The sequence below is a fragment of the Mycobacterium colombiense genome (assembly GCF_003284975.1).
GTDB lineage: Bacteria > Actinomycetota > Actinomycetes > Mycobacteriales > Mycobacteriaceae > Mycobacterium > Mycobacterium europaeum_A.
On sequence record NZ_QMEU01000047.1, the window covers coordinates 14573 to 34713 of the forward strand.

The following is a 20141-nucleotide window of genomic DNA, read 5'->3' on the forward strand; positions in this document are numbered from 1 at the left end:
GCGCCGCGCGGGGAAAACATCAGCACAATCGCGTACACCGCGGCCGCGGCCATGCGGATCTACCGAGGACATCCTTTGCTATGGGCGAATCAGTCGTCGGCGTGCCGCTGGTAGTCCCAGCGCTCCAGGCGGTCCTGCACATGCAGGAAGCCGATTCCGGCGAAGGGCGCGGCTAGTGCGATGCAGACCAGCAACAGCGGAGACATGACCCTAAGACCTCCAAAAACCCTTCACTGATCTGACGTGGGCCGGCCACGAGAAGTTCATTGCCGTTCACCCGTTCAAGGCGCGGTCCGCGAGCGCACCCATAAGCGGTGCCACCAACTGCGCGTACTCGGTTGTCACATGGTTGTCGTCGCGGAAGACCAGCGTGTTGCCGACAACGATCGGGCAGCGGTCAGGGGTGCAGAACATGCCGGTCAGGTCGGCGTAGTGGCCGCCGCTGCGGGCCGTCACCGCCTGCTCGGCGGCGATCCCGTCGCCGTCCACCGCCGCGACCTTCGTTGGCGTACAGGCGTTTACGTCGTCGAGGTGGGCGGACAGGCAGGTCGGCACCGATGAATGCGGGTCGGGTGCGGGCCCGAGCACCAGGACGGTCGCGCCGGTGTCGCGCAGCTGCGCCACGGTGCGTCCGAGGGTGTCGATCCAGGACGGGTCGTAGGAGGCGAAGCCGAAGTCCCCGCCGTAGCGCCGGCTCATGTCCAGCACGATCAGGCGCGGGTGTTCGGCGCTCATCCGGCCCATGATCTGGTTGCGCCACTGTTCGCATTCGGTGTACTCGCGGCCCAGGTACGGGCTCACGATGCGCAGGTCCTGCAGCGGGCAGGTCACCTTGGCCAGCGTCTCCAGCCGCCAGTGTCGCTGCTCGGCGAGTTGCTCGAAGGCCGGATTCCACATGGCGGCGTGCGAGTCGCCGATCAGGGCGACCGTGGTCGGCGAGGCGGTGTCGCCTGTCGCGCATTCGCTTTGTCCGACGTCGCGCCAGGAGCGCACGCAGCCGTTGACGAACACCGCGGCCTTGTCGGCGGGCGCCTTGGCCAGCGGCGGGTCCAGGTTCGACGGGACGGCTCGCAGGCCGACGGCCGCGGCGAGCGCCACGCGGGCCTGGTCGAATGCCTGACGAACCGCCGCTTCCTGCGCGCTGACCGCGGGGACGTTGGACGGGGGCGTCGCAATGATGTTGGCGCGGGGAGCGGCGACCCCGTGCCCCACCGGTGCCGGTATCACGTTGAGCAGCAACATGCATGCGCACGCGGTGGCGGCACTCGCGCCGCCCGCCACCACCAGGCTGACTTTCGCCGAGCGGCGCAGCGCGGCGGCGAAGCGGCCGGGGTTCTCGACCAAATGGAGGGTGATGACGGCGAGCCCGGCCGACACGGCCGTCGCGCTCAGCCGGGCCGGCAGCCCCGCGGGCTCACCGAGCAGAGCCGGCATCAGCAGCAGCACCGGCCAGTGCCACAGGTACCAGGAGTAGGAGATCCGGCCGATCGCGCGCATCGCCGGGCGGCACAGCAGGCGGCCGGGCCCGAGCCCGCCGGTGCCGACGCCGCCCCCGATGATCAGCGCGGTGCCCAGCACCGGCAGCAGCGCCTCGGTGCCGGGATACGGGGTGTGGGAATTGAGTTGGGTGCAGGTCAGCAGGATCAACGCCAGGCCGCCCCACCCAGCGATCGACGCCGTTCGCAGCGACAGCCGGCGCCACTGCTGGATCGACAGGGCCACCAGGCCACCGGCCGCCAGCTCCCAGGCGCGGGTGGGCAACGAGAAGAACGCCCACGACGGCGAAGTGCGGGTCCACACCGCGCCCGCCGTCAACGACGCCGCCGCCACGATCGCGAGGATCACCGCGTACGGTGTCGCGCGCGTCGCGGCCCCGCGCAGGCGCGGCATGCGCCGCAGCGACCAGGCCGTGGCGATGATGAGCAGCGGCCACACCAGGTAGAACTGCTCCTCCACCCCCAGCGACCAGTAGTGCTGGAACGGTGACGGCGCGTCCGTCATCAGGTAGTCGGTGCCGCGCATCGCGAACCGGTAGTTGCCGACGTACAGGGCGCTGGCGATGCCGTCGAGGAACACGTTGCGCGCCTGCAGCGGCGGCAGCACCGCGGCGGCGCCGATCGCCGTGATGGTGCCGACGATGGCCGCGGCCGGCAGCAGCCGGCGGGCACGAGCGCCGTAAAACCGGCCCAGCGCAACGGTAGTCGTGGTGCTTGCCTCGCCAAACAGCAGCCCGGTGATCAGAAAGCCGGAGATGACGAAGAACACGTCGACGCCGATGTAGCCGCCGGTGATTCCTGGGATGCCGGCGTGGTAGAGCACGACGGCGATCACCGCGACGGCGCGCAGTCCCTCGATGTCGGGCCGGAATCCGCTTCGGGAGGTCCGCCGCGCCACCTGCTGTGGGCTGCTGGCGACCGATTGCTCCCGAAGTGTCATGTGCGTGGGCTAGGTCGCCATCCAGGCCAGCTCGCCGGGCAGTTGGCTTCGCCAGTAGGCGATGTCATGGCCGCCCAACGAGAAGCTGCCCGCCGGTTGGGTTTTCAACTGGTAGACGAATTGCTTTGTGGCGAAGTAGAAGCGGTCGAAGTTGCCGCAGTCCACGCGCAGCGGAATCGAATTCAGCGCGGGCAGCCCCAGCACGCTGTTCTGCACAAAGTCATCATTGCTGTCGAACGCTCCAGGCGCGCTCAGCGGATACGACGTGTACAGCGCCGGGCTGATGGCGCAGATGCCCGCCGTCCGTGCGGGCCCCAGCTTGGCGCCCAGGCGAAGCGCCCCGTAGCCACCCATCGACCACCCCATGAAGCCGACCCGGGAAGTGTCGAAACCCATGGTGGACAGCATCGGTAGCAGCTCGTCGAGCACCATGGCACCGGAGTCCTCACCGGAAGTCCTTTTGTGCCAATAGGTGTTGCCGCCGTCGACGCCGACCACCGCGAACGGCGGCTTGCCCTCCTTGGCCAGCTGGGTCAGCCCGTCCGGGACGCCCATGTCGAGCATCTGGTTGGCATCCCCGTCCATCCCGTGCAGGGCGATCACGGGGCGCAGCGCGCCGGTCTGGCCGGGCGGCATGGCGATCACGTAGTTGGTCTTGATGCCCCCACGGGCCGCCGAGACGAACGAGCCGGTCAGCTTGGTCGGCAGGGTCTTGCCCGCCGTCGGCGGCTCGAACGGCGCGGGAGCCTGCGGCAACGTCGCGGCGTGCGACGTGCCGGAAGCCAGCAGGGAGCTGAATGCGAGCACGCCGGCGGCTCCGAGGGTGCCACCGGCGCCCATCCGGAGCGCCGCTCGGCGTGTGAGGTCAGGCATGATCGCAATAATGCCGCGCTGACCGGGGATTACCCGCCGAGCCACGCCGTATTGGAAGCATTGTGTGATCCGGTGTGACCTTTCGGTCACGCAGCGGTGATCTTCTCCGGCGTCCGGCGGTCGCCGGCCAGGGCGATGGTGGCGCCGGGTTGCGGCATCGCGCGGAACATCGTAGTCATCGTAGCGCCGATGTCGCCGGTTGCCGCCGCCTGAATCATTGCGATCGTATTGCCTTCCGGGACAGCGCAGATGCGGTGCGCGGGCGCCGTCCGTCCGGCGCTCCGACGGCCGCGTTCGGCGTTCACCGCCGCGCGTTGCCGTGGTGATGGGGGCGCCGGACGGGGATGCAATCTCGCAGGTTTCAACCCTCGCCCCGCGGCGGTGACTTCAGCAGGATGGACGGTTGCTGCACAGGGCCCACAGCGGAGCGAAAGAGGATTGTGAATTGAGTCTCGCGTTTCATTGGTTTCTGCCGACCTACGGCGATTCGCGGAATCTGGTCGCGGGCGGGCACGGCACGCCGATGTCGGGTAATCGGCCCGCGACACTGAAGTACCTGCACCAGATTTGTACGGCCGCCGAAGACAACGGCTTCGAGGCGGTCCTCACGCCGACGGGATTGTGGTGTGAGGACGCGTGGTTGACGACGGCGATGCTGGTCGAATCGACCGAGACCCTCAAGTTCCTGGTCGCGTTCCGTCCCGGCATGCTCAGTCCCACCCTGGCCGCCCAGATGGCCGGGACTTTCCAGCGGCACTCGGACGGACGGCTGCTGCTCAACGTCGTCACCGGCGGTGAACCGCACGAGCAGCGCGCCTACGGCGACTTCCTGGACAAGGAGGCGCGGTATGCCCGCACCGCCGAGTTCTTGCACGTGGTGCGGCAGCTGTGGACCTCGAACGAGCCGGTGACCTTCGCCGGGGAGCACATTCAGGTCGAGGGCGCCCAACTGAACAACCCGCCCGACCCGATACCGGCGGTGTTCTTCGGCGGATCGTCGGCATCGGCCGGACCGGTGGCGGCCAAGCACACCGACGTGTACCTCACCTGGGGCGAACCGCTGACCGCGGTCGCCAAGAAGCTGGACTGGATCCGCGGGCTGGCCGTCGACGCCGGCCGGATCCTGCAGTACGGCTTGCGGATTCACGTGATCAGCCGCGATACCTCCGAAGAGGCCTGGGCGGAGGCCGATCGGTTGCTGTCCGCGATCGACCCCGCCGACATCGAGCGCGTGCAGAGCAGCCTGGCGCGCAGCGAATCCGAGGGCCAGCGCCGCATGCTGGACCTGCACGGCGGCGACAGCAGCAAATTGCTGGTCGCGCCCAACCTGTGGGCCGGGGTGGGCCTGGTCCGCGGGGGAGCGGGCACCGCGCTGGTCGGCTCGCACGCCGAGGTCGCCGAGCGGCTGGCCGAATACGCCAAACTGGGCATCTCCCACTTCATCTTGTCGGGATATCCGCACCTGGAAGAGGCCTACTGGTTCGGCGAGGGCGTGCTGCCGATCCTGGAGCGGATGGGGTTGTGGCGCCACCCCAATCGCCAGTCGCACCCGGCCGCGGGTACGCCGTTCGCGGTCGCCTCGGCGCATTAAGGGGTCATGGCAGCCACCCTGCCCGCGTCCGCACCCGCCGGCCGGGCGCCCGACACGGTAGACGAATCCGCCGCGCAGCGGCGGCGGCGGCTGCGCATCGTGGTCGCGGCGAGCCTGCTGGGCACCACGGTCGAGTGGTACGACTTCTTCCTGTACGCCACCGCGGCGGGCCTGGTGTTCAACAAGGTGTTCTTTCCCAACGAGAGTTCCTTGGTGGGAACGCTTTTGGCGTTCGCGACCTTCGCCGTCGGGTTCGTCATGCGGCCCATCGGCGGGCTGGTGTTCGGCCACATCGGCGACCGCATCGGCCGCAAGCGCAGCCTGGCGCTCACCATGCTCATCATGGGCGGCGCGACGGCACTGATCGGGGCATTGCCGACGGCCGCCCAGGTCGGCGCGTGGGCGCCGGTGCTGCTGCTGGCACTGCGGGTGCTGCAGGGTTTCGCGCTCGGCGGTGAGTGGGGCGGGGCCGTGCTGCTGGCCGTCGAACACAGCCCCGGCGACCGGCGCGGCCGCTATGGCGCGATCCCGCAGGTGGGGTTGGCCCTGGGCTTGGCCCTGGGCACCGGCGTGTTCGCCTTCCTGCAGGTCGCCCTGGGCCAGACCCGGTTTCTGTCCTACGGCTGGCGCATCGGCTTCCTGCTGAGCGTGCTGCTGGTGGCGATCGGCGTGGTGGTGCGGCTGCGGGTCGAAGAGACCCCGGCGTTTCGCGAGCTGGGCGAGCTCGAGGCGGCGTCGACCGTGCCCATCCGCGACATCGTCCGCGAACCCCGATCGCGGCGAAACACCTTGCTGGGGCTGCTGTCTCGCTGGGCGGAAGGCTCCGCCTTCAACACCTGGGGCGTTTTCGCGATCAGCTACGCCACCGGCGCCCTGGGCTTCAACAAGGTCTCGGTGCTGGTCGTGGTGACCATCGCCGCCCTGCTGATGGCGGTGCTGCTGCCCGTCTCGGGAGCATTGACCGACCGGTACGGTGCACGACGGGTGTACCTGGTCGGGGTGGCCCTCTACGGCCTGGCGGCCTTTCCGGCGTTCGCCTTGTTCGGCACCAGGAACCTGGTGTGGTTCGGGCTGGCGATGGTCCTCGTGTTCGGTGTCGTGCACGCGCTGTTCTACGGCGCCCAGGGCACCTTGTACTCGTCGCTGTATCCGACCGGCACCCGCTACACCGGTTTGTCGTTCGTCTACCAGTTCTCGGGCGTGTACGCGTCCGGGGTGACGCCGATGATTCTCACTTCGCTGATCGCGGCCGTCGGTGGGGCGCCATGGCTGGCCTGCGGCTACCTGGTTGCCACCGCGGTGATCAGCGTGATCGCCACGGCCCTGATCCGCGATCGCGACCTGTACCTGTAAGTCGTTGTTGCTGCGGGCCGCAAAGCCCGCTAGCGTCCGGGCATGGCCAGCAATCCGCAACTGCGCCAAGGGCTGTCGCAGCGGCAGCTCAGCATGATCGCGCTCGGCGGCGTGATCGGCGCCGGCCTGTTCGTCGGGTCCGGGGTGGTAATCAAAAACACCGGCCCGGCCGCGTTCCTCACCTACGCGCTTTGCGGGCTGCTCATCGTGCTGGTGATGCGGATGCTGGGCGAAATGGCGGCCGCGAACCCCTCGACCGGATCGTTCGCCGACTACGCGGCCAAGGCCCTGGGCGGCTGGGCGGGCTTCTCGGTCGCGTGGCTGTATTGGTACTTCTGGGTGATCGTGGTGGGTTTCGAGGCGGTCGCCGGCGGCAAGGTGCTCAACTACTGGTTCCACGCACCGCTATGGCTGCTGTCGCTGTGCCTGATGGTGTTGATGACGGCGACCAACCTGTTCTCGGTGTCGTCGTTCGGTGAATTCGAATTCTGGTTCGCCGGAATCAAAGTCGCGACCATCGTGATCTTCCTCGTGGTGGGAACGGTGTATGTCGTGGGACTGGTGCCGGGCCATCACGGTGGTCTGGCCAATCTGGGATCGCACGGTGGGTTCTTTCCCCACGGCGTGGGTGCGGTGTTCGCCGCCATCGTGGTGGTGATCTTCTCCATGGTGGGCGCCGAGATCGTCACCGTCGCCGCCGCGGAAAGCCGCGACCCCGAGCTCGCGGTGCAAAAGGCGACCCGCTCGGTGGTGGCCCGCATCGGGATCTTCTTCGTCGGTTCGGTCTTCCTGCTCGTGGTGCTGTTGCCCTGGGACTCCGTGGAACTCGGCGCCTCGCCGTACGTGGCCGCGCTCAAACACATGGGGCTGAGCGGCGCCGATCAGGTGATGAACGCGGTGGTGCTGACCGCGGTGCTGTCGTGCCTGAACTCCGGTCTCTACACCGCGTCGCGCATGTTGTTCGTGCTCGCCGAGCGGGGCGAGGCGCCGGCACGGTTGGTCAGGCTGAGCGGGCGCGGCGTCCCCCACGTCGCGATCCTGTGCTCGTCGGCGGTCGGATTCGGATGCGTGATCATGGCGCGGGTCGCGCCCAACACGGTGTTTTTGTTCCTGCTCAACTCGTCGGGCGCCATCATCCTGTTCGTCTACTGGCTGATCGCGTGCTCGCAGATCATCCTGCGCCGCCGCACGCCCGCCGAGAAGCTGACGGTGAAAATGTGGTGCTACCCGCTGCTGTCGATTCTTACGCTGGCCGCAATTACCGCGGTGCTGACGCAAATGGCGTTCGACCGCACGGCGCGCAGCCAGCTCTGGCTGAGCCTGCTGTCCTGGGCGGTGGTGATCGGGCTGTACTTCCTCGCCCGCTCCCGCGGCCGCATCCGGGTGTCACCGCACGGCTGAGCTCCGGTCACCCCGCGTGCGCGCCGGCGTGGCTCCTCAGCAGACCGAGCCGCCGCAGATCGGTGACATATTTGTCGATCAACGCCTCGGTCACGTGCGGCACGTCGTTGTCGCTGCCGATGCCCGCGGATTGCGCTGCCGCACGGAACTTTTCGGCTGTCATACCGGTGCCGTGCGTCGGCTTACCGGGCTTCGCTAGGCGCTCATCAGCGGCGTCCTCTCATCCCGGCGTCTGCCGCAGCCGTATGCCCGTCCTGGCTGTGCCCAGTCAACGCCATTGCCGTTCGATCGACTTGATCAGCGCGGTCAGCGTCGCGTTCACGGGCGCGGCAACGCCCACCCGAGCGCCCTGGCGTGGCACCGCGCCGTTGATGACTTCGATCTCGCTGACCCGGCGCGCCTCGTGGTCCAGCAGCGCCGACGGTTTGGCGTCGGGCATTTGCGCGCCGAAGGCGCGAACGTGCTCGACCGCATCGGTGACGGCGACGGCGATGCCCGACGCCCGCGCGACGGTCCACGCCTCGGTGGCGGCCGCCCGGCTGACCGGCGCCATGTCGGGATCGTCCATCACCTGTCCGACGGTCATGCCGGTGAGCGCGCACGGCGCGCTGTAGGCGGCGTTGCAGATCAGCTTCTCCCACTGCATGGCGGCGATGTCGGTGACCGCGGCCGCGTCGAATCCGGCCTCGGTCCAGGCCCGCGCGATCGTTTCGACGGTCGCGTGCGGCAGCGACGAGTACGCCCCGAACCGCATCGCCTTCATGGCGTTGTGGCGGACGTGGCCGGGGGCCACCGCCGCCGCGCCGAATCCGCTGGCGATGCCGACGGCGACCCGCTGGTCGCCGACGATGCCGGCCACGGTCTCCGCCGAGCCCAGCCCGTTCTGGATGGTCAGCACCGGTGTGCCCACACCCAGCATCGGAAGCGCTTGCTGGGCACCGGTTCTCACGTCGGCGGCCTTCACGGCGAGCACGATCAGGTCCATCGCCTCGTCCGGCGCGGTGGTGCTGGCCCGCAGCGGCACCACCCGGTCGTAGCCGGGGCCGGTGACGCGCAGCCCGTGCCGGGCGATCCGATCGACGTTGGGCTGGTGGCGGTCAATGGCCAACACGTCGTTGCCCGCCGCGGCCAGTCTGGCCGCATAGATGGAGCCCATTGCGCCGCAGCCGATTACCGCGATCTTCATCCGCACTCTCCGTCTCAGGTGGTCAGCTCCGCGATCAATTCGGCCACGCCGGTCTTCTGCTCGAGCCCGAACCCCGCGGCGTCGCTCGGCGAGATCCGGCCCGCCGTCAGCGCGCAGGCATCGGGGTAGCCGCCGAACGGCGCGAACACGCCGGGGTAGGCCTCGCAGCCCCCCAGGCCCAGCCCGGCGGCGACGTGCAGGTTGATCAGGTGACCGCCGTGCGGGAACGCGCGGGCGCGGTCGAAGCCGTGGGCCGCCGCGACGTCGAGCATCCGGAGGTATTCGGTCAGACCGTAGCTCAGGCCCGGATCCATTTGGAAGACATCGTGATTGGGCCGCATCCCCCCGTAGCGCACCAGATTGGTCACGTCCGGCACCGAGAAGAGGTTCTCGCCGGTGGCCACCGCGCCGTCGTAGCAGTCGGTCACCGCCCGGTTCAGCGCGTAATCCAGGGGATCACCCGGCTCTTCGTACCAGCGCAGGCAGTAGGGGCCCAGCGCGGCCGCCCACCGGGTTGCCTCGTCGCGGTCGAACCGGCCGTTCGCGTCCACCGCGACCCGTCCGGCATCGCCGACGATGTCGATGACGGCCTCGATCCGCGCCAGGTCCTCCTTCAGCGGGGCGCCGCCGATCTTCATCTTGACCGCCTCATAGCCCGCGTCGAGGTACCCGCGCATTTCGCGGCGCAGCTGTTCGACCCCGCCGTGGGCGTAGTAGTAGCCGCCGGCGGCGTACACCGGCACCGACGCCGCGGGCGTTCGTCCGACGTGGCGGGCGATGGTCACGCAGGCCGGCTCGTCGCGCAGCTTGGCGTTCAGGTCCCAGCAGGCCAGTTCCAGCGCGGCCGCGGCCGCGGCCCGGTCCCCGTGACCGCCCGGCTTCTCGTCGGCGAGCGCACACGCCAGAACCGCGGCGGGATCCACCCATCCAGACCCGTCCAGCAGCTCGTCGGGGGAGGCCGCCAGCACCCGCGGGATCATCCGGTCGCGCAGGATCCCGCCCTGGGCGAATCGCCCGATCGAGTCGAAGGCCACGCCCGCCACCGGCCGCCCGCGCCGGACGGCATCGGTGATCACCGCGACCAGGGACACCGTATGGCGGGAGAAGTCGACCACCGCGTTGGCGGGGCCGCCGCGCCGACCGCTGTCCAGGCCGACGGACCGTTCGATGATCGCCGTGATCCGCATCACCTGGTGGTCAAGCAGCCCGCGGCAGTCGCATACCGCTATCCAACTCGGGGCGCCCGGCCAGGACAACCCACCCGTCGGCGCGGGGACGGGTGGGTTGTCGCCTCATGGGGGAGGCAGCGGGTAACGAGGCCGCCCGGCGCGCCGAGGAGTCGCTGCGCAGGGGGAGGAGTTGTCTGCGGGAAAGGCCATCACCGAGGACGACGTGCGGCGAGCCGCCGAGCACGCGCAGCGCTCCCAACGAGCGCGACCAGCTCGCGGCGCAGGAAGCCGGCGAGCAGGACGCCGATTAACCCGGCCACCGGGGACCGCGCCGTCCTCCCATAGCACGTTCTGCTACACCCTGTAGTGGAATGTCGCGCGCGGGCTGGGACACTGGTCGTCATGGGAAGCAGTGACCAGGCAACCGCGCACGCCACCGGGGCCCGCCGGGCTACGGCGGCGTCGGCCCGGTTGTTCGAGGATGCCTGCGCCGTCATTCCCGGTGGGGTGAACTCGCCGGTCCGCGCGTTCACCGCCGTGGGCGGGACGCCGCCGTTCATCACCGAGGCGCGCGGCTGCCTGCTGACCGACGCCGACGGCAACCGCTACGTGGACCTGGTCTGCTCGTGGGGGCCGATGATCCTGGGACACGCCCACCCGGCCGTCGTCGAGGCGGTGGCCAAGGCGGCCGCGTCGGGCCTGTCGTTCGGGGCGCCCACCCCGGCCGAGAGTGAGCTGGCCGCCGAGATGATCGCGCGGGTGGCACCGGTCGAACGGGTCCGGCTGGTCAACTCCGGTACCGAGGCCACCATGAGCGCGGTGCGGTTGGCCCGTGGCTTCACCGGCCGGGCCAAGGTGGTCAAGTTCTCCGGTTGCTACCACGGCCACGTCGACGCCTTGCTGGCTGACGCGGGCTCCGGGGTGGCGACGCTGGGCCTGCCGTCCTCGCCCGGAGTCACCGGTGCGACGGCGGCCGACACGATCGTGTTGCCCTACAACGACATCGACGCCGTGCGGCAGACCTTCGCCCGGTTCGGCGACCAGATCGCGGCGGTGATCACCGAGGCCAGCCCCGGCAACATGGGCGTGGTCCCGCCCGCGCCCGGCTACAACGCGGCGTTGCGCGCGATCACCGCCGAGCACGGCGCGCTGATGATCATTGACGAGGTGATGACCGGCTTCCGGGTCAGCCGAAGTGGTTGGTATGGAATCGATCCCGTCGACGCCGACCTGTTCACCTTCGGCAAGGTGATGAGCGGCGGGCTGCCGGCCGCCGCGTTCGGCGGTCGCGCCGACGTGATGGAGCGCCTCGCCCCGCTGGGCCCGGTCTATCAGGCCGGCACGTTGTCGGGTAACCCGGTGGCGATGGCCGCCGGACTGGCCACGCTGCGCAACGCCGACGCCGCCGCCTACGCGACGCTGGACGTCAACGCCGACCGCCTGGCCGGCCTGTTCTCCGATGCGCTCACGAATGCTGGTGTGGCACACCAGATTCCGCGTGCCGGCAACATGCTCAGCGTGTTCTTCTCCGAGACGCCGGTGACGGACTTCGCGTCCGCGCGGGCCACCCAGACGTGGCGCTATCCGCCGTTCTTCCATGCGCTGCTGGACGCGGGCGTGTACCCGCCGTGCAGCGCCTTCGAGGCCTGGTTCGTCTCAACCGCGCTGGACGACGCCGCGTTCGACCGCATCGCGAACGCCCTGCCCGCCGCGGCCAGGGCCGCCGCGCACGCCGAGGGAGGCAAGTCCTGATGGCCGAGCAGACCCGGGTGCACGTCGTGCGGCACGGCGAGGTGTACAACCCGAGCGGCATCCTCTATGGCCGTCTACCCGGATTCCACCTCTCCGGCAACGGCCGCGCGCAGGCGGCCGCGGTGGCCGACGCGCTGGCGCACCGCGACATCGTCGCGGTGATCGCCTCGCCGCTGCAACGGGCCCAGGAGACCGCCGCCCCCATCGCCGCCAAGCACGGGCTGGCCGTGGACACCGACCCGGATTTGATCGAATCGGCGAACTACTTCGAAGGCCGCCGCGTCAGCCCCGGCGACGGCGCCTGGCGCGACCCGCGGGTGTGGTGGCAGCTGCGCAACCCGTTCCGCCCGTCCTGGGGTGAGCCGTACGCCGAGATCGCGGCCCGGATGCAGACGGCGGTGGACAAGGCCCGCGCCCGCGGGGCCGGCCACGAGGTGGTGTGCGTCAGCCACCAACTTCCGGTGTGGACGCTGCGGCTGCACGTGACCGGCCAGCGGCTGTGGCACGACCCGCGACGGCGGCAGTGCGGGCTCGCGTCGGTGACCACCCTGGTCTACGACGGCGACCGGCTGGCCGAGGTCGAGTACTGCGAACCGGCGGCGTCTTGATCAGCTGGATACGACGGGCGATGGCCGGGGCCGTGCTGGTGGCGCTGGTCCCCGGCCTGCTTGGCTGCTCCGCCGGGCACGACGCCGTCGCGCAGGGCGGCACCTTCGAATTCGTCTCGCCGGGCGGCAAGACCGACATCTACTACGACCCGCCGTCCAGCCGCGGGCGCCCCGGACCGCTGTCCGGGCCCGATCTGGCCGACCCCGCGCACACGCTGTCGCTGGACGACCCCATCTTCGCGGACCGGGTCGTGGTCATCAACGTCTGGGGGCAGTGGTGCGGGCCGTGCCGCGCCGAGGTCACCCAGCTGCAGCAGGTGTATGACGCCACCCGCGGCGCCGGGGTGTCTTTTCTCGGCATCGACGTCCGGGACAACAACCGGCAGGCCGCGCTGGACTTCGTCAACGACCGGCAGGTGACGTTCCCGTCCATCTACGACCCGGCGATGCGCACCCTGATCGCGTTCGGCGGCAGATACCCCACCACCGTGATCCCGTCCACGCTGGTGCTGGACCGCCAGCACCGCGTCGCGGCGGTTTTCCTGCGCGAACTGCTGGCGACCGACCTGCGGCCGGTGGTGCAGCGGCTGGCCGGCGAGGATGCGTCCAGCCCGGTCAAGGCGGGGCCGGCGCAGCGATGACCGGACTCACCCAGATCGCCGCCGCGGGACCGCTTCTGGTGGCCCTCGGTGTGTGCCTGCTGGCCGGGCTGGTGTCCTTCGCCTCGCCGTGCGTGGTGCCGCTGGTGCCGGGCTACCTGTCTTACCTGGCCGCGGTGGTCGGGGTCGACGAACAGCCGCTGGAGGGTGCGCACTGTGCCGTTGCGCGGCCCGCGAGGTCCGCCCGATTGCGGGTCGCGGGGTCCGCGGCGTTGTTCGTCGCCGGGTTCACCACGGTGTTCGTGCTCGGCACCGTCGCCGTCCTCGGCATGACGACCACGCTGATCACCAACCAACTGGTGCTGCAGCGGGCCGGGGGAGTGCTGACCATCGTCATGGGCCTGGTGTTCGTGGGCCTCATCCCGGCCCTGCAACGCCAGGCCCGGTTCAGCCCGCGGCAACTGACGACGGTTGCCGGCGCGCCGCTGCTGGGCGCGGTCTTCGCGTTGGGCTGGACGCCCTGCCTCGGCCCGACGCTGGCCGGCGTGATCACCGTGGCCTCGGCCACCGACGGCGCCAGCGTGGCGCGCGGAATCGTGTTGGTGATCGCCTACTGCCTGGGGCTGGGCATCCCGTTCGTGCTGCTGGCATTCGGCTCGGCGGGCGCGGTCGGCGGGCTGAGCTGGCTGCGCCGGCACACCCGGGCCATCCAGATCTTGGGCGGTGTCCTGCTGATCACCGTCGGGGCGCTGCTGGTGAGCGGGGTGTGGAACGACTTCGTCTCCTGGCTGCGCGACGCGTTCGTCTCCGACGTCAGGTTGCCGATTTGAGGCGCGTGCTGGCAGGGCTTGTTCAAAAGGGCCGCAACACCTGGCGCGCGCTGACCTCGATGGGCACCGCGCTGGTGCTGTTGTTCCTGCTCGCCCTCGGCGCGATCCCGGGGGCACTGCTGCCCCAGCGCAACCTCAACGCCGGCAAGGTGGACGACTACCTCAAGGCGCACCCGGTGATCGGCCCGTGGCTGGATCGGTTGCAGGCCTTCAACGTCTTCTCCAGCTTCTGGTTCACCGCCATCTACGTGCTGCTGTTCGTGTCCCTGGTCGGCTGCCTCACCCCGCGGATGATCGAGCACGTCCGCAGCCTGCGGTCCACCCCGGTGGCCGCCCCGCGCAACCTGTCCCGGCTGCCCAAGTACTCGCACCGGCAGATCCAGGCCGGCGCCGAGGAGCTGAACGCCCTGGCCAACACCCTGGCCGGGCGGCTGCGCGGCTGGCGCACCGCCATCCGGCACCGGGACGCCGGAGACGCGGCCGGCCCGGACGCCGTCAGAGAAACAGTGGAAGTGTCCGCCGAAAGGGGCTACCTGCGCGAATTCGGCAACATCGTCTTCCACTTCTCGTTGCTGGGGCTGCTGGTCGCGGTGGCCGTCGGCAAGCTGTTCGGCTACGAGGGCAACGTCATCGTCATCGCCGACGGCGGACCCGGCTTCTGCTCGGCCTCGCCGGCCGCGTTCGACTCGTTCCGGGCCGGCAACACCGTCGACGGCACCTCGCTACACCCGCTGTGCATCCGGGTCGACGACTTCACGGCGCACTACCTGCCCTCGGGGCAGGCCACCTCGTTCGCCGCGCACATCGACTACCAGTCCGGCGACGACCTGAGCGCCAACCGCTGGCGCCCTTACCAGCTGGAGGTCAACCACCCGCTGCGGCTCGGCGGGGACCGGGTGTACCTGCAGGGGCACGGCTACGCGCCCACCTTCAGCGTCACCTTCCCGGACGGGCAGATCCGCTCGGCGACCGTGCAGTGGCGGCCCGACAACCCGCAGACCCTGCTCTCGTCGGGCGTGGTGCGCATCGACCCGCCCGCCGGCAGCTATCCCAACGCCGCCGAACGCCGCAACCACGAGATCGCCATCCAGGGTCTCCTAGCGCCGACCGAGCAGCTGGACGGCACGCTGCTGTCGTCGCGCTTTCCGGCCCTGGACGCCCCGGCGGTGGCCGTCGACATCTACCGCGGCGACACCGGGCTGGACACCGGGCGGCCCCAGTCGCTGTTCACCCTGGACCCCCGCCTGATCGAGCAGCACCGCTTGACCAAGGAGAAGCGGGTCAATCTGCGTGCGGGACAGTCGGTCCGGATCGACCAGGGGCCGGCGGCGGGCACGGTGATCCGCTTCGACGGGGCCGTGCCATTCGTCAACCTGCAGGTCTCGCACGACCCTGGCCAGACCTGGGTGCTCGTCTTCGCCATCACGATGATGGGCGGGCTGGTGGTGTCGCTGCTGGTGCGCCGCCGCAGGGTGTGGGTCCGTCTGACGCCCGACGCCGGCGGGTCGCCCGGTACGGTGAACGTCGAACTGGGTGGCCTGGCGCGCACCGACAACTCCGGTTGGGGCGACGAGTTCGAGCGACTGTCCGATCGGTTGTCCCCCGCAAGCGGGTGGTACCCCCGGACCGGGCTGGGAGCCCCCGGCGACGCGACACCCGCAGCGTCCAAAAGGAGTTCAGAGGTGGACGTCAAATGAATACGGTGCACGTCAACATCGAGCTGGCGCGCTACTCCGACTGGGCGTTCACGTCCGCGGTGGTGGCCTTGGTGATCGCCCTGCTGTTGCTGGCCTTCGAGCTGGCCTATGTCGGGGCCCGAGCCGGCGGGCGCCGCGCCGATCAGCGCGCCCGGGTGCTGGCCGGTGCCGTCAGCGCCGACTCCGCCACCCCCGGGGTGGTGGAGGAGGCGACCCAGCGCCCGACCGACGAGCGCGCCGGTCGGGCCGGGCTGGCCGTGGTGTACCTGGGCATCGGGCTGCTGCTGGCCTGCCTGGTGCTGCGTGGCCTGGCCACCCTGCGGGTGCCGTGGGGCAACATGTACGAGTTCATCAACCTGACCTGCCTGTGCGGATTGATCGCCGGGGCGGTCGTGCTGCGCCGCCCGCAATACCGGCCGCTGTGGGTCTTCCTGCTGCTGCCGGTGCTGATCCTGCTGACGGTGTCGGGTCGCTGGCTCTACACCAACGCCGCGCCGGTGATGCCGGCGCTGCAGTCCTACTGGCTGCCCATCCACGTGTCGGTGGTCAGCCTGGGGTCGGGGGTGTTCCTGGTCGCCGGCATCGCCAGCATCCTGTTCCTGCTGCGCACGTCGCCGCTGGCGGACGCCGAACGCGGCTCGCACACCGCGCTGAGCCGGCTGGTGCAGCGGTTCCCGGACGCCCAGACGCTGGACCGCATCGCCTACCGGACGACGATTTTCGCTTTTCCGGTGTTCGGCTTCGGCGTCATCTTCGGGGCCATCTGGGCCGAAGAAGCCTGGGGCCGATATTGGGGCTGGGATCCCAAGGAGACGGTGTCCTTCGTCGCCTGGGTGATTTACGCCGCCTACCTACACGCCAGGTCGACCGCGGGATGGCGGGACAGGAAAGCCGCCTGGATCAATGTGGCGGGGTTCGTGGCCATGGTCTTTAATCTGTTCTTCGTTAATCTGGTCACTGTCGGCCTGCATTCTTATGCGGGTGTCGGGTGACGGTGCACAACCGGCCCGAATAGGAACGAGACGCCGAAAAACGCACGACAAGGGGGAGTGCAGTGACCGAGCATCCGACGACGGGCGTGGGGGCGCCCGAACAACCGACCACGCAGCTACCCCCACAGACGCCGTCGGCGGCAGGTCAGCAGGAGACCGCCCAACCGCAGGCCGAGTCCGGCGGTGACGCCCCCACCCGCGCCTTCGCCGGATTCCGCACCGAACGTCGCGTCCCCGGCCCCGAACGCCAGCCCGCCGCGCCGCCCACGGCGCCCCGGCCGGGCGGGATGCCGCCCTGGGACTCCACGCCGGTGACCGGCATCCCGCGCGTGGACCCCACGGCGTACGGCGCCTACTACACCGGCCCGGACGCGCCGCCCACCCAGATCAAGGGGGCGCCGCCGCGTCCGGAGCACCTGCCGCACACGCCGTACCCGGAACTGTCCACCGGCATGCTGCTGCGCCCAGTCGCCCCGCCGCCGTCCGACGGGTGGCGGCTGCTGCTGTTCAAGCTGTCCGGCGGGCTGATCAACCTGGGTGAGAGCCCCCGGGCCACCCGGTACAACAATCTGGTCGCCCAGGTGAACCGGCCCCTGCGGGGCTCCTACCGGGTGGCGTTCCTCTCGCTGAAGGGCGGCGTCGGCAAGACCACGATCGCCGCCACGCTGGGCGCCACTTTCGCCTCCATCCGGGGCGACCGGGTGGTGGCCGTGGACGCCAACCCCGACCGCGGGACGCTGAGCCAGAAGATCCCGCTGGAGACGGCCGCGACCGTGCGCCAGCTGCTGCACGACGCCGGAACCATCGAGCGCTACAGCGACGTGCGCCGCTACACCTCCAAGGGACCGAGCGGCCTGGAGGTGCTGGCGTCCGAGACCGACCCCGGCGTCTCGGAGGCGTTCAGCGCGCAGGACTACGAGCGGATCCTGGACATCCTGGAACGGTTCTACGGCCTGGTGCTGACGGACTGCGGACCCGGGCTGCTGCACTCGGTGATGAGCTCGGTGCTGCAGAAGGCGGACGCGCTCATCGTGGTCAGCTCGGCGTCCATCGACGGCGCCCGCAGCGCCTCGGCGACGCTGGACTGGCTGGACGCCCACGGCCACGAGAACCTGGTCCGCAATTCCATCGCGGTCATCAACGGGGTGAAGCCACGCCCGGGCAAGGTCGACATGAACAAGGTGATCGACCACTTCTCCCGGCGCTGCCGCGCGGTTCAGCTGGTGCCGTTCGACCCGCACCTCGAAGAGGGCGCCGAGATTGAGCTGGACCGGCTCCGGCGCGGGACGCGCGAGGCGCTCACCGAGCTGGCCGCCATCGTCGCCGACGGGTTCCCCGGCGACCAGCACAACCCGGGAGTGCTGGGCTAACCGGCAGCGGTCGCAAGGGCGGCGGAAGCCGGCGCCATCGAACTAGCGCGGATTGTCGCCGTGACCCAACCGCCGCAGGAAATCCGGATCGTCGTCGGGCCCGATGACGCGCGTCTTCGGCCGGTGGGCCTGCGATCGCGCCGCACGCCAGCCGACGTAGATCAGCGTTCCCAAAATCACGACGAGCAGCAGGTAGAGCACGCAACACCTCCTTCGGGCGAATATACCCGCGCCGTAGGCTCAGCTTGTGTCACAAGAAGCTAGCGACGATAGCACCGGGACCGCGCCGGACCCCGCCGCGAATGGGGGCGCGGCGCCGCCCGCCGGAAACCGCGTCGCCGCACCCGTGCTGGCGTACATGGCGGCGCGGGTGCTGCTGGCGGCGGCGCTCACCGGCGTCATCTATGGGGTGGCCCGCCTGGCGGGCATCAGCCAGTTCCCGATCGTGGTGGCCGTGCTGTTCGCCCTGATCATCGCGATGCCGTTGGGCATCTGGGTGTTCGCCCCGCTGCGCCGGCGCGCCACCGCCGCGCTCGCGATCGCCGGGGAACGACGCCGCCGCGAGCGCGACCTGCTGCAGGCTCGGCTGCACGGGGACGCCCCGCCCGGCGGCGTCGGTGACGGGGCCGGCGACCAAGAATCAGGGCGCGGCTAGCCGTTCGGCAGCCGCACGACCTGCGCGGCGTAGCTCAGGCCGGCGCCGTAGCCCAGCAGCAGGGCCAGATCGCCGGCCTTGGCCGCCCCGGTGCCCAGCAGTTCGGCCATCGCCAGCGGAATGGACGCCGCCGAGGTGTTTCCGGTGTGCTCGATGTCGTTGGCCACCACCGCATCCGGGCGCAGATCCAGGCTCTTGGCCAGCACCTCGTTGATCCGGCTGTTGGCCTGATGCGGCAGGAAGACGTCGATCTCGTCGGGCCGCACACCCGCCGCGTCCATGGCCTGGCGACCGACTTTGCCCATCTCGAACGCCGCCCACCGGAACACCGCGCTGCCTTCCAGCCGCAGGTACGGGCGCTCGCCGGTGCGGTTGTCCAGGAAGTCGATCCATTCGATGTCCTGGCGGATGGCGGTGGCCTGCGCGCCGTCGCTGCCCCAGATGGTGGGCCCGATGCCCTGGTCGGGCGTCTCGCCCACCACCACCCCGGCCGCGCCGTCGGCGAAGATGAAGCAGTTGCTGCGGTCCGTCATGTCCACCGTCGGGGACAGCTTCTCCGAGCCGAGCACCAGCACCTTGGCGGCCGTCCCGCCGCGCACCATGTCGGCGGCCACCCCGAGCGCGTAGCCGAAGCCCGCGCACCCCGCCGAGACGTCGAACGCGGGCACGCCGCCCGCACCCAGCGCGGTCGCGACCGCCGGCGCGCACGCGGGCGTCTGGGTGAAATGGGTGCTGGTGGCGACGATGACGCAATCGATGTCGGCCGGCTCGAGGGACGCCTTGGCGATGGCCTCCTGCCCGGCGGCGGTCGCCATGGACGTGACGGACTCGTCGCGCCTGGCGAACCGGCGGGTCTTGATTCCGGTTCGCGTGAAGATCCACTCGTCGGACGAGTCGATGTTCTCGCACAGCTCGTCGTTGGTGACCACCCGCTCGGGTCGGTATGACCCCACACTGAGCAAGCCGATGTTCGTGGGCCCGCTGGTCGCGGCAATCTTGTTCATTGCGGTCCTCCGCTGTCGCCGAGCAGACGCAAAGGTACCCCAGAAGCGCCGCGCTCGGAGGTCTTTGCGTGCACTGTGGGTAGCCCTTACGTAGTAGTCGTTAGGTAGTCACCGTCAACGCCGTTGCGACCGCGATCGCCCACACCACCATCGCCAGCCCGGTGTCGCGCAGCACCGGGATCAGCTCGGGCCCGCCGCGGCCCGAGCGCACCGGGGCCGCCGCGCGCAGCGCCAGCGGGGTGGCCACCAATCCGACGGCGCACCACGGTGTCGCCAGCATGAGCACCAGGGTCAACAGCCCCGCGGTCCCCAGTAACGCCTGGTACAGGATCCGGGTGCGCGCATCGCCCAGCCGCACCGCCAGGGTGACCTTGCCCGAGCGGGCATCGGTCGGGATGTCCCGCAGGTTGTTGGCCACCAGCACCGACGAGGACAGCGCCCCGACCGACACCGCCAGCACCAGGCCCACCCAGTCCACCCGCAGCGCCTGGGTGAACTGGGTGCCCAGCACGGCGACGAGGCCGAAGAACAGGAACACGGCGACCTCGCCGAGACCGGCGTAGCCGTAGGGTTTCGACCCGCCGGTGTACAACCACGCCCCGGCGATGCAGGCCGCGCCGACCGC

At 70.2% G+C, this 20141-nt stretch carries 19 protein-coding genes and 1 pseudogene; 11 read left to right on the forward strand and 9 right to left on the reverse strand.

Annotated elements, in window-relative coordinates; translation table 11 throughout:
• Positions 1-273 precede the first annotated feature (273 nt).
• The 3 genes from DQP58_RS15810 to DQP58_RS26620 all read right to left on the reverse strand — a co-directional run bounded on the left by DQP58_RS15810 (position 274) and on the right by DQP58_RS26620 (position 3614).
• The gene (locus tag DQP58_RS15810; RefSeq protein WP_112709255.1) at positions 274-2394 is read right to left on the reverse strand and encodes an acyltransferase family protein; all 2121 of its coding nucleotides are present in this window, start codon (positions 2392-2394) and stop codon (positions 274-276) included.
• Between the two features lie 51 nt (positions 2395-2445).
• Positions 2446-3309: an alpha/beta hydrolase gene (locus tag DQP58_RS15815; protein WP_276310515.1), complete on the reverse strand. Its 864-nt coding sequence runs from the start codon at positions 3307-3309 to the stop codon at positions 2446-2448.
• An 86-nt stretch (positions 3310-3395) separates the two neighbouring features.
• Positions 3396-3614: a hypothetical protein gene (locus DQP58_RS26620; protein ID WP_133259379.1), complete on the reverse strand. Its 219-nt coding sequence runs from the start codon at positions 3612-3614 to the stop codon at positions 3396-3398.
• A gap of 140 nt (positions 3615-3754) precedes the next feature.
• Here DQP58_RS26620 and DQP58_RS15820 point away from each other — a divergent pair, with 140 nt between their 5' ends.
• Genes DQP58_RS15820 through DQP58_RS15830 form a run of 3 tightly spaced genes read left to right on the forward strand, consistent with a single transcriptional unit; the run spans position 3755 to position 7654 of the window.
• Positions 3755-4900 (forward strand): LLM class flavin-dependent oxidoreductase, encoded by a 1146-nt coding sequence (locus tag DQP58_RS15820; protein ID WP_112709257.1) that lies wholly within the window; start codon positions 3755-3757, stop codon positions 4898-4900.
• 6 nt (positions 4901-4906) lie between these two features.
• Entirely contained in the window at positions 4907-6253 is a 1347-nt protein-coding gene (locus DQP58_RS15825; RefSeq protein ID WP_112709258.1) for an MFS transporter, read from the forward strand.
• A 42-nt stretch (positions 6254-6295) separates the two neighbouring features.
• Positions 6296-7654 (forward strand): amino acid permease, encoded by a 1359-nt coding sequence (locus DQP58_RS15830; protein WP_112709259.1) that lies wholly within the window; start codon positions 6296-6298, stop codon positions 7652-7654.
• A 7-nt stretch (positions 7655-7661) separates the two neighbouring features.
• Here DQP58_RS15830 and DQP58_RS15835 read toward each other — a convergent pair.
• The 3 genes and pseudogenes from DQP58_RS15835 to DQP58_RS15845 form a co-directional block, all read right to left on the reverse strand.
• Positions 7662-7870 (reverse strand): annotated as a pseudogene (locus tag DQP58_RS15835) (hypothetical protein); the annotation flags it as partial.
• Between the two features lie 52 nt (positions 7871-7922).
• Positions 7923-8840 (reverse strand): ketopantoate reductase family protein, encoded by a 918-nt coding sequence (locus tag DQP58_RS15840; protein WP_112709260.1) that lies wholly within the window; start codon positions 8838-8840, stop codon positions 7923-7925.
• A gap of 14 nt (positions 8841-8854) precedes the next feature.
• The gene (locus DQP58_RS15845) at positions 8855-10027 is read right to left on the reverse strand and encodes an enolase C-terminal domain-like protein (protein WP_165827883.1); all 1173 of its coding nucleotides are present in this window, start codon (positions 10025-10027) and stop codon (positions 8855-8857) included.
• A gap of 384 nt (positions 10028-10411) precedes the next feature.
• Between DQP58_RS15845 and hemL the strand changes: the two genes are divergently transcribed.
• The 7 genes from hemL to DQP58_RS15880 all read left to right on the forward strand — a co-directional run bounded on the left by hemL (position 10412) and on the right by DQP58_RS15880 (position 17857).
• Positions 10412-11761, forward strand: coding sequence for a glutamate-1-semialdehyde 2,1-aminomutase (gene hemL / locus DQP58_RS15850; RefSeq protein ID WP_112709262.1), 1350 nt, complete (start codon positions 10412-10414; stop codon positions 11759-11761).
• Positions 11761-12369: a histidine phosphatase family protein gene (locus DQP58_RS15855; protein ID WP_112709263.1), complete on the forward strand. Its 609-nt coding sequence runs from the start codon at positions 11761-11763 to the stop codon at positions 12367-12369. The genes hemL and DQP58_RS15855 overlap by 1 nt, the downstream gene beginning before the upstream one ends.
• A 20-nt stretch (positions 12370-12389) precedes the next feature.
• Positions 12390-13010, forward strand: coding sequence for a TlpA disulfide reductase family protein (locus DQP58_RS15860; protein WP_112709264.1), 621 nt, complete (start codon positions 12390-12392; stop codon positions 13008-13010).
• Complete coding sequence (locus tag DQP58_RS15865; protein ID WP_112709265.1) at positions 13007-13798, forward strand: cytochrome c biogenesis CcdA family protein; 792 nt, start codon at positions 13007-13009, stop codon at positions 13796-13798. Before DQP58_RS15860 ends, DQP58_RS15865 begins: the two co-directional genes overlap by 4 nt.
• A gap of 59 nt (positions 13799-13857) precedes the next feature.
• Positions 13858-15495 carry a cytochrome c biogenesis protein ResB gene (locus DQP58_RS15870; protein WP_165827884.1) on the forward strand — a complete coding sequence of 546 codons (1638 nt, stop codon included), beginning with the start codon at positions 13858-13860 and terminating at the stop codon, positions 15493-15495.
• Positions 15492-16487 carry a c-type cytochrome biogenesis protein CcsB gene (gene ccsB / locus DQP58_RS15875; RefSeq protein WP_112709267.1) on the forward strand — a complete coding sequence of 332 codons (996 nt, stop codon included), beginning with the start codon at positions 15492-15494 and terminating at the stop codon, positions 16485-16487. The genes DQP58_RS15870 and ccsB overlap by 4 nt, the downstream gene beginning before the upstream one ends.
• A 62-nt stretch (positions 16488-16549) precedes the next feature.
• Positions 16550-17857: a MinD/ParA family ATP-binding protein gene (locus DQP58_RS15880; protein WP_112709268.1), complete on the forward strand. Its 1308-nt coding sequence runs from the start codon at positions 16550-16552 to the stop codon at positions 17855-17857.
• Between the two features lie 42 nt (positions 17858-17899).
• On the opposite strand, the gene DQP58_RS15885 is transcribed toward DQP58_RS15880, so the two are convergent.
• The gene (locus DQP58_RS15885) at positions 17900-18058 is read right to left on the reverse strand and encodes a hypothetical protein (RefSeq protein ID WP_112709269.1); all 159 of its coding nucleotides are present in this window, start codon (positions 18056-18058) and stop codon (positions 17900-17902) included.
• 46 nt (positions 18059-18104) lie between these two features.
• Between DQP58_RS15885 and DQP58_RS15890 the strand changes: the two genes are divergently transcribed.
• A complete protein-coding gene (locus DQP58_RS15890; RefSeq protein WP_430916124.1) occupies positions 18105-18512 on the forward strand; it encodes a DUF4229 domain-containing protein in 408 nt (135 codons plus the stop codon).
• On the opposite strand, the gene DQP58_RS15895 is transcribed toward DQP58_RS15890, so the two are convergent.
• Together DQP58_RS15895 and menA are read right to left on the reverse strand one after the other, a co-directional pair.
• The gene (locus DQP58_RS15895; RefSeq protein ID WP_112709270.1) at positions 18509-19516 is read right to left on the reverse strand and encodes a beta-ketoacyl-ACP synthase III; all 1008 of its coding nucleotides are present in this window, start codon (positions 19514-19516) and stop codon (positions 18509-18511) included. The genes DQP58_RS15890 and DQP58_RS15895 overlap by 4 nt on opposite strands.
• Positions 19517-19616: 100 nt before the next feature.
• A partial coding sequence (gene menA / locus DQP58_RS15900) for a 1,4-dihydroxy-2-naphthoate octaprenyltransferase (protein WP_112709271.1) occupies positions 19617-20141 on the reverse strand: 525 nt, incomplete at its 5' end.